This window comes from Clostridium paraputrificum AGR2156 (genome assembly GCF_000424025.1).
Lineage (GTDB): Bacteria > Bacillota > Clostridia > Clostridiales > Clostridiaceae > Clostridium > Clostridium paraputrificum.
The window spans coordinates 42883-55759 of sequence record NZ_AUJC01000015.1 but is presented as its reverse complement, the minus strand read 5'-3'; the positions used below and the strand labels follow the sequence as shown (position 1 = coordinate 55759).

Sequence of the window (12877 nt, the reverse complement as noted above, 5' to 3'; positions counted from 1 at the left end):
TTGGTAGAATGGCAGTTTCAAGAGTTAATGATGAAACAAACTATAACTTTGTAATAGGTAAGGGAATAACTTTAGCTGAAGGAAATGATGTAGCAATAATAGCAACAGGAATAATGGTTGAAGCTGCATTAGAAGCAAAAGAAGAATTAGCTAAAGAAGGAATAAATGCAAGGGTTATTAATATACATACTATTAAGCCGATAGATGAAGAATTAATAATAAAAGCTGCAAAGGAAACTGGAGTTATAGTGACAGCTGAAGAGCATAGTATAATAGGTGGACTAGGATCAGCAGTAGCAGAAGTTGTTTCAGAAAAGTGTCCAGTACCTGTTTTAAGAGTTGGTGTTAAGGATACATTTGGGGAAAGTGGAAAGCCAAATGAGTTATTAGAAAAGTACGGATTAACTTCGAATAATATAGTTAATAAAGTAAAAGAAGTAATAAAGTTAAAATAAAGGGGGAATTAAAAATGAAAATATTTTTAGATACAGCAAATATTGAGGATATAAAAGAAATTAACTCTTTAGGAGTTATACATGGAATAACAACAAATCCATCCCTAATTGCAAAAGAAAAGAGAGACTTAAAGGAAACATTAAAGGAAATAGCATCTATAGTAGATGGTCCAATTAGTGGGGAAGTTATAAGTTTGGACTATGAAAATATGATAAAGGAAGCAGAAGAGCTTGCAAGTATTCACAAGAACATAGTTGTAAAAATTCCTATGACATATGATGGATTAAAAGCAGTTTCATATCTATCAAAGAAGGGAATACGTACAAATGTTACTTTAATATTCTCAGCAGCACAAGCATTACTAGCAGCAAGGGCAGGAGCAAGCTATGTATCTCCATTCTTAGGAAGATTAGATGATATAGGATCAAATGGGTTAATACTTATAGAAGATATAAGTGAAATATTTAATGTTCATAATATCCAAACAGAAATAATAGCAGCATCTATAAGAAATCCAATTCATGTGATAGAGGCCGCAAAGCTTGGTGCAAACATTGGAACTCTTCCACCAAGTGTTATTAGAGCTCTAATTAATCATCCATTAACAGATGCAGGCATTAAAAAATTTAAAGAAGATTGGGAAAAGGCTAATTTATAATAAAGTAAAATAAAAAACAAGTAAATTTGGACTATTTTAATATTTTAATTATCTAATTCTTTATGATATAATGATTTCCGCACAAAAGATAAAGAAGGAGATATAGCATGAGAATTAACTTAACTGAATTAGTAGCACAAATACAATTATCATCAGAAGATATGAAGTATTATTATAATAAAGAAACTGGAGAATTCGTACTGTATGATGAGCAAGAATATGGATATTTAGAGGATTTAGATAGTTTAGATATAATTTTTCACCCAGAGTGGGATGAGGAAGTATTAAAAAGCTTAATAGATATTAGAGATAATGAAGAAAATTATATAGAAGTTCCTTATTGCAATGTATCAAGAGGATTAGGGGATAGAGAAAGAGAAATAGAATATTTAAAGGTAGCACTAGATTGGTGCAGCAAGAATGATATTCTTCCTGTAAATGAGTAAATTTGAGTAGATATTTATTTTTCTTGTTCCGTCACAAGGTTCCAAGTCACAGAAAAACAAATATCTACTCTACTCACTGTTAAAGGTATGTATTAGAAAGCTTCAAGAAATGTATTAAGTTTCTTGGGGCTTTTTTTATTATTTAGGAAATTATAATCCCGATTAAATTGTGAACACTTCAACAGTTTCATGTTATTAAAGTTTATGTGCATATGAAATAATTATTTTTTCTTTGAAAATTTATAAGGTATAATTGTAAGTAATTATATTTCTAAATAAATAAAAAAGTTAGAGGTAGGTAATCATATGAAGAGGATTGAAAGGATACGAGATAGGTTAGAAAGGTTGTCTTATACAATAACTAAGGAGGATATTCTAAGAAACAGAACAATTGGTTTTACAGCAAATGAAGTTGGTAGTGAACTTGGAGTAGTTAGAAATAATGCAGCCTCTGATTTGAATGAGTTGGTAAAATTAGGAGTGGCATTGAAGATTGCAGGTAAACCTGTAAGGTTTTTATCGAGAAAAGAGATTGAAAGAATTATAGGAAATAAAATAAATGGACATATTTTTAACGCTCCAAAAGAATTACTTGAAGCAGAAAACAAGACAAGCTATCAAATGAGTAATAAGAAAATAAGAAAAAAAGACTGCTTTATTGATTTAGTTGGATATAATAAAAGTTTGAAAATGTGTGTTAATCAAGGTAAGGCAGCTGTTTGTTATCCTCCACACGGATTAAATACATTAATAGTTGGAGAAACTGGTGTTGGAAAAAGCTTGTTTGCTGAAAAGATGTTTGAATATGGAAAAAGTGAAGGGGTTTTTTGTGAAGATTCAAAGTTTGTAACATTTAACTGCGCAGACTATGCAAATAATCCTCAATTATTATTAGCTGAAATATTTGGGAGCAAAAAAGGTGCATATACAGGCGCGTTAGAAGATAGAAAAGGAGTGCTTGAAGAAGCTGATGGTGGTGTTTTATTTTTAGATGAAATACATAGACTTCCTCCAGAAGGACAAGAAATGTTATTTTTCTTTATGGATAAAGAAAAATATAGACGACTTGGGGAATCAAAAAATGATAGAAATGCTCGTGTAATGATAATAGGAGCAACAACTGAAGGAATTGAATCGAGTTTATTGAGAACGTTCACACGAAGAATTCCAGTAAGTATAAGTATTCCACCATTAAGGGAAAGAAGTATTAAAGAAAGATTATCAATTTTAAAAACATTATTTTCCCTAGAGTCAAAAAGAATTGGTCAGAAAATATGCGTCCATAAAGATGTAATGACTTCTTTGTTAATATATAAACCAACAGGAAATATAGGGCAGTTAAGAAGTGATATACAAATTACAGTAGCACGTGCATTTTTAGAGTATAGAAGTAATTACAAAGATTTTATAGAAGTTATTGTTGATTTTTTACCTTCTTATGTTAGGGATTCTTGCTTAGAGGTAGATGAAAATCTTAGATATAAAATAGATAGATTAGCTTATGATAATTATTTTGAGTATTCAGGAAGTGAGAAGAGCAATTTAGATATTGAGGTTCCTAAGTATGATTTTGAAAAGTATTTCAATGATTTAAGAAAAAAGATTAATAGTGATTCTATAAATTTAACTAAAGTATATGATGATTTTACACAAGCTGTAGTAAAGGATATGTATTCAAACTATAAGTATGCAAATATCATTAATGATGAAATTATTGAGATTGTAAGTACTATATCAGAAATTGTATATGAAGACCTACAGTTAGTTTTTGATAAAGAAGTTTACTATAGCCTAGCGTTCCATTTTAAAAATATATCTGAATTTAACTATATTGAACCGTTAAATGAAGAATATAAACATTATATTAAAATTATAAATTCTAAAGAATTCTCTGTGGCTATAAAAGTAGTGAAAAGGATAGAAAAAGAATTTAATATAAAGTGTTCTAAGTATGAGCCGTATCTTTTGGCAACAATATTCTTTGTTTTATCAAGCAATAAGAAGCATGATTTTATAGATATTATAGTAATAGCACATGGAGATTTAATCGCAGAAAAATTAGCAGAGACAGCAAACTTATTATTAGGAATAGATCATATAAAATATATAAATATGCCACTTACGATGAAACCAGAAATTGTTTTAGATGAAGCGCTAGAAATGGTTAAGAGTAGCAAGAATAATAAAGGAACACTGATAATGGTTGACATGGGATCTCTAGTATTTATAGGGGAAAAAATACAAGAAAGAACTGGACTTAAGGTGAAAGTTATTGAAAATACCAACATACTATCTTTAATTGAGGCATCAAGGAGGGCTATAATGCCTAATGCTAATATTGATGAAATTATGTATAGTTTGGTTAAGCTTCAAAAGAATCTTTATGAAAAACAAAAAAGAAGATTAGACGAAGAAATGGGAAATAGCAAGAAAGTAATATTTACAATTTGCAATACAGGTCAAGGAACAGCAACATATATTGAGGAGTCTATAAAAAAGATACTAAAGAAAAATAATATTTATGATATCAATGTAATACCTATAAGCGTAAGTAATAAAAAAGAGGCAGAAAGGATTATAGATTTAGCAATTCATGAAGAAAAGAAATATATAATAGCAATAGTTGGAGCAGTGGAATTTATATATAACAATATTCCTTATATATCATTGCAAGAAATGTTAACGTATTCTGGAATTAAAAAATTAGTTAATCTCATTGATGAAAAGATTAATATAGAAAATGATGAGAGCCTTATTATTGATGTTAATAGAGATATGGTTCTTGGGGCTGCTGCTGATGTAACATCTAAATATCTTCAATGTTTAGATGTTGAAAAAGTACATCCTTATTTAGTAGATTTTATTTCCTGCATAGAGCATAGTAATATTTTTAAGTTAGCTTTAAATGAGATAGCAAGCACATATGTACATGTATGTTGTATGATAGAGAGAATTTTACTATGTAATAATATTCTTAAGTCAGATGAAAATTTAGAAGAGGTAAAAGCTAAGTTATTTACTGAATTTAATTTTATAAAGAGAGCATTAAGGAATATAGAAGTTGGATTTTCTATAGAGATACCTGATGATGAAATATATTATCTATTACTTATATTTATTGAAAAGAAGCAATGCACTTAATTTAAAGTGCATTGCTTCTTTTTGGTTAAAGCGTATTAATGTGCATTATAAAGCATATAAATATGAAATTTTAATAGTTTAAGAGCATTGGCATAAGAATTGCTATAAATAATATTGAGAAAATAAAGAAAGGAAGAAATGGTTTATGACAGATATAGCATTTATACTTGCAAGTCATGGATATTTTGCACAAGAGGCTTTAAAAAGTGCTGAAATGATTGTAGGAGAACAAAGTAAAAATAAAGTTAGAGCCTTATCAATGACATTAGGGATAGACCTAAATCAGTTTAAAGAAAAGATACAAAAAGTAGTAGATGAGTTTGGTGTTGAAAGAAATATTTTAATTCTAACTGACTTAATGGGTGGAACACCCAATAATGCATCAGTTTATAGTTTGATATCAAATAATAATGTACAAGTAATCAGTGGATTAAATTTACCTGTATTGATAGAAGCATTTACTAATGAACATATGAATTTAAATGAACTAAAAGAACATTTAATAGAGGTTGGTAAATCATCATTTATTGATATGGAGAAGTACATAAATAAGAATGGAGGAATGTAAAATGGCAATAGATTTTGTAAGAATAGATGATAGGTTAGTGCATGGACAAGTAGCTACTACTTGGATAAAAAAGTATGAAATTGAGCAGGTAATAGTGATAAATGATTTATTAGCTAATGATCCAGTTCAAAAGTCTGTATTAGAAATGACAGCACCACAAGGAATAAGAATTTTACTTTTTGGTGTAGATAAGTTTACAGAGGTATATAAGAATAATCCTATTAAAAGAAAAACAATGTTAATTTATACGAATCCAGAAGATGTGTATAGGAATCTCAAAGCTGGAGTTAAAATACCTTATCTAAATGTAGGAGGAATGAAGCATGTATTAAATAAAGAAAAGTTAACTAAGGCAGTAGCAGTAGATGAAAAAGATAAAATGGACTTTAAAGAAATAATGAATTTAGGAGTAAATGTTGAAATACAAATGATTCCTGCTGATAAAGTTACAAATATGAAAGAATTTATAAAATAAGGAGTGATTAATAATGTTAATTCAAGCAACACTATTAGCAATTTGGGCTGCTATATGTACATTTGATTTATTTTCATTTCAAACATCATTATATAGGCCATTAATTGCAGGATCTATTACTGGACTTATATTAGGTGATTTTAATCAGGGGCTTATAATTGGAGCAACTTTAGAACTTATGTGGTTAGGTGTAACTGGAATAGGGGCGTATGTACCACCAGATGTTATTTCTGGATCAATAATAGGAACAGCAGTAGGAATAATATCTGGAGAGGGATCAGTAGCGGGGATAGCTATTGCAGTACCAGTAGCAGTTGTGTGTCAACAACTTGATATGTTAGCAAGAACTTTTGCAATATCTTTTACACATAAAGCTGATAAATTAGCAGAAGAAGGCGACATTGATGGAATAGATAAATGGCAACTTATAGGATTTCCAATGTATGCATTAACAAGGGCTGTACCAGTATTTTTGGCAGTTTACTTTGGAGCAGATTTTGTACAAAACTTATTTGGATATATTCCAGAGTTTATTATGAAGGGATTAACTGTAGCAGGGGGAATATTACCTGCATTAGGGTTTGGTATGTTACTATCATTAATGCTAAATAAAAAATTATGGGTATTTTTATTAGTTGGATTTGTTTGTACTATATATGGAAATATACCAACTATAGGGTTAGCTATGATTGGTATTATATTTGCAGTATTATACGATATATTTACTAATAGTAAAAAGGATTCAGCATCAACAGTTGAAGCAAGTGCAAATACACAAGTAAATGATGAGGGAGGTTATGATTTATAATGGAGAAGTTAACCAAGAAAGATATAAGAAAAGTATTTTGGAGATCTAATCTCTTAATGGGATCTTGGAACTATGAGAGAATGCAATCTTTAGGTTTTTTATATAGTATAAAACCAGTATTAAAGAAGTTATATGGAGATAAGCCAAAAGAAGAAAGATCAAAAGCTATGAAGAGGCATCTAGAATTTTTTAATACAATGCCAACTTTTGCATCACCTATTTTAGGTGTAACAGCGGCACTTGAGGAAAAGGAAGGAAATAAAGCTGATAGAACTATATCAGGAATAAAAGTGGGATTAATGGGACCATTAGCTGGGCTTGGAGATAGTATAGTATTTTTAACATGGTTACCTATATGTATGAGTATTGGTGCATCCTTTGCTAAGGAAGGAAATCCATTCGGATTAGTAATTGCTTTACTTATGTTTAATGCTTTAAATATGGGGATTAAGTTCTACGGAATTAACTATGGATATAGGGAAGGAATCAAATTTTTAGATAAAGCTAAGGATAGTGGGGTAGTTCAAAGATTTACTACAATGGCCACTATATTAGGATTAATTCTTGTAGGTGGTTTAATACCACAATTAGTAAATATAAATATTCCAACAGTGTTTAACATTGGAGAACTGGAACTTGGAATTCAAGCAACATTAGATAGTATTTTACCTAAATTAATTCCACTATTAACTACTTTAGGTTGTTATAAGTTATTAAAGAAAGGAAAGAGCTCTATCCTTATATTATTTGGAATAATTGCATTGTCAATAGTAGGAGTTTTATGTGGATTTTTAGGATAATAATTAAGGAGAATTATTATGAGTAATTATAAAGTTGGATATAAGGAAGAAATAATAACTCCTAAGTTAGGATGTTTATTAGCAGGGTATGACGTAATTAGAAAAGCAGAGGAAATTCATGATGAATTAAAAGCAAGAATATTAACTTTAAGAGGCAAGGATAATTATCTAATTGTTCAATTGGATATTGTAGGGGTTGATTACCATTTTATGGGTTTAGTGAAGAATTCCGTAAGTTCATTAAACTTTAATGAAAAAAACATTTTTGTATCAACATCTCATACTCATTCAGGGCCAACTGGAACAATGAATACTAATGAAGGATATCAAAAAGGCCTAAAACAAGTATTTGGAGAATATGATGCAGAATATGTAGATTATATTGTAAACAAAGTTAAGCAAGCTGTAGTTGATGCTATAAGCAATGAAGATAGTGCTAAATTATCAGTAAGTAGAAAGATGGTAAATAATATTTGCAGTAATAGAAATAATAAAGACTGGTTTTATGATAATGAACTTATTAGTATTAATTTGTTAAGAAAGGATGGAAAAAAAGTTTTATTATATAACTTATCATGTCATCCAACTGTAATGAGTAGTGATAATTTGTCTATTACAGGTGATTTTCCTAATAAAACTGAGGAAATGCTTAATGAATATGATTTGGTAATGTTTTTAAATGGAAGCTGTGGTGATATAAGTACAAGATTTACAAGGAATGCATCAACTTTTGAAGAGGTAGATAGAATTGGAACTCAAGTTTCACTAGAAATAAGAAATATGCCAGAAGTAAACAGCTATGAAGATATAGAAAAAGTAAATTCTATAGAATTAGAGATACCATTATTGGTCAAGGAATTTGACTCAGTAGAGCATGCTAAAGAAAAGGTTAAAGAGAAGGCTAGAGAGGTAGAAATAGCAAAAAGTAAAAACATGGATTCAAAATCTTTGAGATTGTTGGAATCAAAGTTAGAAGGATTAACGAATAATTATAAGATGGCTTTAGGATTTTCTGATGTTAAAGAAATAGTTGCAAAGGTTAAGATACTAAAAGTTAATAACTATAACCTTATATATATACCTGGCGAGCTTTTTTCAAGCTTAGGAAAAAGAATTAAAGATAATAATAGTAAGAACAATATTGTTATAGGATATGGAAATGGTTATATAGGATATATTCCAGATAAATTTGCATATGAAGTTAAAACTTATGAGACTTTTTCATCACCATTTAAAGAGGGTGAAGGTGAAAGGTTAGTTGAAGAAATATTACTTAATATTTAAAGGAGAAGATAAGATGAAGATATTAGATGATTTAAAAGGTACATTATTAGTATCATGTCAAGCTTATCCAGATGAACCATTGCATGGTGAAATGTTTATGGCGAAGATGGCTTTGGCGGCTAAAATAGGGGGTGCAAAGGGATTAAGAGGTTGTGGTCCTTTGGACATAAAAGCAATGAAGCAAGAGGTTGATTTACCTATTGTAGGAATTAATAAGAAGTTCACAGAAGGGTGTGAGGTTATTATTACTCCTGATATTGAAAGTGCAGAAGAGATTTTGAAAGTAGGAGCAGATATTATAGCTATAGATTGTACATTTAGAAAGAACTATAAAGGAGTATATTCCTATGATTATATTCCAGAATTTAAAAGTAAATATCCAAATGTTCCTGTAATGGCTGATATATCTACTTTAGAAGAAGGTATAAATGCTTATAAATTAGGAGCAGATATTATATCTACAACTTTATCAGGATTTACTGATTATAGTCCAAGACAGGAAGAGCCAGATTTTAAGCTTATAAAAGATATAAGGGATGCTTTAGGAGATAAAGTTTATATAAATGCAGAAGGTAGAATTTCAACTAAAGAAGATGTTAAAAAAGCTCTTTTAATGGGTGCGGACTTTGTTACTGTTGGAACTGCAATAACAAGACCTCAATGGATTACTGAGCAAATAACAAAATATATTGGATAGGTGAGAATATGATAACAATAGATTATTTGGATTTTATAATAGACAAGCTAAATGAAGTAAAGGCTAGTCAAATTAAAAATATAGAAAAAGCAGCAAGATTAGTTGCAGATACATGTAAAAATGGAGGGAGATTTTATATATTTGGAACAGGTCATTCTCACATAATTGCTGAAGAGGTTTTTCAAAGAGCTGGTGGTTTAGCATTAGTAAATGCAATATTAGAGCCAGAAATATTGCTTAATCAAAAGCCTAATAAAAGTACATTGATTGAAAGATTAGAAGGCTATTCAAAAATAGTTTTTGGTTTAAATAAGATACAAAAGGGAGATACTATTCTTGTTGTATCAAATTCAGGAAGAAATGCTGCAACAGTAGAAATGTGTTTAGAGGCAAAAAGTCAACAGGTTAATATTATTACTATGTGTTCTCTAAAGCATTCAAAGAATATAGATTCAAGACATTCAAGCGGTAAGAAAATCTATGAGTTATCAGATGTTAATATTGATAATTGTGCAGAGTATGGAGATGCTGCCTTCGAAGTTAAAGGGTTAGATACGCCTGTAGGAGCAACTTCTGATGCAACAGGTGTTGCCATTGTACAAGCACTTGTAACAACAGCAATAGATATGATGATAAAAGATGGTTTTGTTCCACCTGTATTTAAAAGTTCTAATGTAGATGGAGCAGATGAATATAATAAAGAAATATTTGATAAATTCTATAATTCTATAAGATAGTTATAATAAAAAAGCTTCAAGAAATAGATTGATTTTCTTGAGGTTTTTTTATTAATAATAAGATTCAAATTATTTGATAAGAATAATTGAGAAGGTATAGTTTTATATCTTCTTTTTAACGGCTAGGAAAGTATAAAATTTTAATTAGATATAAATTAAAGGTGTTATTTACCTTTAGTACAAAGGGAATAGATATTTATTTTTCTGTGGCTTGGAGCTTGCGACGGAACAAGAAAAATAAATATCCCCCATAAGTTATGTGACAAAGTCACAGAAGAAAATGAAAGGGAACGCTATAATAGAGTATATTGAAAAAAGTATTAAAGGAGATAGAGTTATGAAGAAGAAAGTTTTAATAGTTGGAGGAGTAGCAGGAGGTGCTTCAGCTGCAGCTAGACTTAGAAGACTTGATGAAGACGCAGAAATAATTATGTTTGAAAAGGGAGAATATATATCCTTTGCTAACTGTGGTCTTCCTTATTATATAGGGGATGTGATTCCTACAAGAGAAGCGTTAATAGTTCAAACAGTTAAACAAATGAGCAGAAAATTTAATTTAGACATAAGAAATCTAAGTGAAGTTATCTCCATAAATAAAGAAGAAAAAAAGATAAGTGTTAAAAATTATAGAACTGGTGAAGTATATGAAGAAAGCTATGATACCTTAGTTTTATCACCAGGAGCAAAGCCAATAAAACCACCTATAGCTGGAATAGAAGATTGTAAAAACCTTTTTACTCTTAGAAACATTCCAGATATGGATAACATAAAAAGCTTTTTAGAAGAAGAGAAGCCAAAGAGAGCTATTGTAATTGGTGGAGGCTTCATAGGCCTTGAAATGGCAGAAAATCTTCATGAAAAAGGAGTTAATGTTACCTTAGTTGAAGGAAGCAACCAAGTAATGGGGCCATTGGATATAGAAATGGCAAGTATTATACATTCTCATTTAATTGATAATGGAGTGGATTTAATTTTAAATGATGGTGTTGAAGAGTTTAAGAATAATGGTAAAAAGGTTATTTTAAAAAGTGGAAAAGAAATATATGGAGATATGATAATCCTATCTATAGGTGTTAGACCTGAAACAACTATAGCAAAGGAAGCAGGGCTAAAGTTAAATGAAAGAGGAGCAATTATAGTTGATGAATATATGAAGACTTCAGACCCTAATATCTATGCTTTAGGTGATGCTGTTGAAATAATGGACTTTGTAAATAAAAAGCCAACAATGATTCCTCTTGCATGGCCAGCAAATAGACAAGGAAGATTAGTAGCAGATAATATTTCAGGTAAAGAGGTTAAATATAAGGGAACTTTAGGATCATCAGTAGCAAAGGTTTTTGACTATACTGTTGCATCTACAGGAAATAATGAGAAAACACTAAAAAGATTAGGACTTGAATACAAAGCTATTCATATTCACCCAGGTTCTCATGCAGGATATTACCCAGGAGCTTTTCCAATAGCTTATAAGATGTTATTTAATCCAAAGACAGGGCAAATTTATGGAGCTCAAGGTGTAGGAATGGATGGAGTAGAAAAGAGAATTGATATAATTGCTACTGCAATTAAGGGAGGCCTTAAGGTAGAAGACCTTCAAGATGTGGAACCTTGTTATGCACCACCATATAATTCAGCAAAGGATCCTGTTAATATGATGGGATATTATGCTTCTAATATTATGGATGGGGATGTAAAAACAATTCAATGGAGTGAAGTTGATAATATAAACTTGGATGATTCTATAATTCTAGATGTTAGAGAAGAAATGGAGTTAATGACAGGAACAATACCAAATTCAATTAATATTCCATTAGGACAGTTAAGGGATAGATTGGATCAGCTAGATAAGAGTAAGAAGATATATGTAACTTGCCAAGTTGGATTAAGAGGATATATAGCTTCTAGGATTTTATCTCAACATGGATATGATTCCTTCAATATAGATGGTGGAGTAAAGACATATTTACAAGTTAAGAGAGCTTTAGAAAGTCATAATGATGATAAGAATGTTAGGGAAGAGGTTGCAACTATGTCACTAGAAAAAGGTTTAGATATAGCAGAGGTAAATGCAAAGGTTACTTTAAATGCATGTGGATTACAATGCCCAGGACCTATAAAAAGAGTATTTGAAGAAACAAAATCTTTAAATGAAGGGGAAGTATTAAAGGTAATTGCAAGTGACCCTGGTTTTAAGAAGGATATAAGCTCATGGTGTGAAAAGACAGGAAATACTTTAGTGAAAACAGATAAAGATGAAAAGAAGAATTTTGTGGCTTATATAAAGAAGGGTAAAGAAGGAGATAAGGAGGTTACATGTAGCACAGTAAAGGATGGAGCAACTTTAGTTGTATTTAGTGGAGACTTAGATAAGGCTATAGCTTCATTTATAATAGCTACAGGTGCAGCTTCCATGGGTAAAAAAGTTACTATGTTCTTTACATTCTGGGGTCTTAATATTCTTAAGAGTAAGGATAAGCCTAAGGTTGAAAAGAAAACTGTAGAAAAGATGTTTGATTGTATGCTTCCAAGTCACCCAGGTAAGTTACCTTTATCTCAAATGAATATGATGGGTATGGGACCTGCCATGATTAAAAAGATTATGAAGGATAATAATGTTGATTCTTTAGAAGATCTTATAAAGAATGCAATTGATATGGGAGTTAATGTAGTTGCTTGTTCTATGAGTATGGATCTTATGGGAATTAAGAAGGAAGAGTTTATTGAAGGTGTAGAAATTGGTGGAGTAGCTTCTTATTTAGGAGCAACTGAAGATTCAGGATTAAATTTATTTATATAATAGTAAA

At 30.1% G+C, this 12877-nt stretch carries 12 protein-coding genes; all 12 read left to right on the top strand.

Annotated elements, in window-relative coordinates; all coding sequences use genetic code 11:
- The coding region (locus G594_RS0113595) for a transketolase family protein (protein ID WP_027099091.1) at window positions 1-455 on the top strand (455 nt) is incomplete at its 5' end.
- Window positions 456-469: 14 nt separating this feature from the next.
- Complete coding sequence (gene fsa / locus G594_RS0113590; RefSeq protein ID WP_027099090.1) at window positions 470-1114, top strand: fructose-6-phosphate aldolase; 645 nt, start codon at window positions 470-472, stop codon at window positions 1112-1114.
- 107 nt (window positions 1115-1221) lie between these two features.
- Window positions 1222-1560, top strand: coding sequence for a hypothetical protein (locus tag G594_RS0113585; RefSeq protein WP_027099089.1), 339 nt, complete (start codon window positions 1222-1224; stop codon window positions 1558-1560).
- 306 nt (window positions 1561-1866) lie between these two features.
- On the top strand, window positions 1867-4701 hold the full coding sequence (locus tag G594_RS0113580; RefSeq protein ID WP_027099088.1) for a sigma-54-dependent transcriptional regulator: 2835 nt from the start codon (window positions 1867-1869) through the stop codon (window positions 4699-4701).
- Between the two features lie 145 nt (window positions 4702-4846).
- A complete protein-coding gene (locus G594_RS0113575) occupies window positions 4847-5269 on the top strand; it encodes a PTS sugar transporter subunit IIA (RefSeq protein ID WP_027099087.1) in 423 nt (140 codons plus the stop codon).
- A 1-nt stretch (window position 5270) separates the two neighbouring features.
- Window positions 5271-5744, top strand: a complete 474-nt coding sequence (locus tag G594_RS0113570) for a PTS sugar transporter subunit IIB (protein WP_027099086.1) — start codon at window positions 5271-5273, stop codon at window positions 5742-5744.
- A 13-nt stretch (window positions 5745-5757) separates the two neighbouring features.
- Complete coding sequence (locus tag G594_RS0113565) at window positions 5758-6552, top strand: PTS mannose/fructose/sorbose/N-acetylgalactosamine transporter subunit IIC (protein WP_027099085.1); 795 nt, start codon at window positions 5758-5760, stop codon at window positions 6550-6552.
- Complete coding sequence (locus G594_RS0113560; RefSeq protein ID WP_027099084.1) at window positions 6552-7352, top strand: PTS system mannose/fructose/sorbose family transporter subunit IID; 801 nt, start codon at window positions 6552-6554, stop codon at window positions 7350-7352. The genes G594_RS0113565 and G594_RS0113560 overlap by 1 nt, the downstream gene beginning before the upstream one ends.
- Window positions 7353-7370: 18 nt before the next feature.
- Complete coding sequence (locus G594_RS0113555) at window positions 7371-8636, top strand: neutral/alkaline non-lysosomal ceramidase N-terminal domain-containing protein (RefSeq protein ID WP_027099083.1); 1266 nt, start codon at window positions 7371-7373, stop codon at window positions 8634-8636.
- Window positions 8611-9333 carry an N-acetylmannosamine-6-phosphate 2-epimerase gene (locus tag G594_RS0113550; RefSeq protein WP_242829728.1) on the top strand — a complete coding sequence of 241 codons (723 nt, stop codon included), beginning with the start codon at window positions 8611-8613 and terminating at the stop codon, window positions 9331-9333. Before G594_RS0113555 ends, G594_RS0113550 begins: the two co-directional genes overlap by 26 nt.
- Before the next feature lie 8 nt (window positions 9334-9341).
- Window positions 9342-10070, top strand: coding sequence for an SIS domain-containing protein (locus G594_RS0113545; protein ID WP_034866762.1), 729 nt, complete (start codon window positions 9342-9344; stop codon window positions 10068-10070).
- A 337-nt stretch (window positions 10071-10407) separates the two neighbouring features.
- Window positions 10408-12870 (top strand): CoA-disulfide reductase, encoded by a 2463-nt coding sequence (locus G594_RS0113540; protein ID WP_027099080.1) that lies wholly within the window; start codon window positions 10408-10410, stop codon window positions 12868-12870.
- Window positions 12871-12877 lie beyond the last annotated feature (7 nt).

Coding starts and splice junctions, on each gene's coding strand:
- fsa (WP_027099090.1), top strand. CDS start 470: ATGAAAATATTTTTAGATACAGCAAATATTGAGGATATAAAAGAAATT.
- G594_RS0113585 (WP_027099089.1), top strand. CDS start 1,222: ATGAGAATTAACTTAACTGAATTAGTAGCACAAATACAATTATCATCA.
- G594_RS0113580 (WP_027099088.1), top strand. CDS start 1,867: ATGAAGAGGATTGAAAGGATACGAGATAGGTTAGAAAGGTTGTCTTAT.
- G594_RS0113575 (WP_027099087.1), top strand. CDS start 4,847: ATGACAGATATAGCATTTATACTTGCAAGTCATGGATATTTTGCACAA.
- G594_RS0113570 (WP_027099086.1), top strand. CDS start 5,271: ATGGCAATAGATTTTGTAAGAATAGATGATAGGTTAGTGCATGGACAA.
- G594_RS0113565 (WP_027099085.1), top strand. CDS start 5,758: ATGTTAATTCAAGCAACACTATTAGCAATTTGGGCTGCTATATGTACA.
- G594_RS0113560 (WP_027099084.1), top strand. CDS start 6,552: ATGGAGAAGTTAACCAAGAAAGATATAAGAAAAGTATTTTGGAGATCT.
- G594_RS0113555 (WP_027099083.1), top strand. CDS start 7,371: ATGAGTAATTATAAAGTTGGATATAAGGAAGAAATAATAACTCCTAAG.
- G594_RS0113545 (WP_034866762.1), top strand. CDS start 9,342: ATGATAACAATAGATTATTTGGATTTTATAATAGACAAGCTAAATGAA.
- G594_RS0113540 (WP_027099080.1), top strand. CDS start 10,408: ATGAAGAAGAAAGTTTTAATAGTTGGAGGAGTAGCAGGAGGTGCTTCA.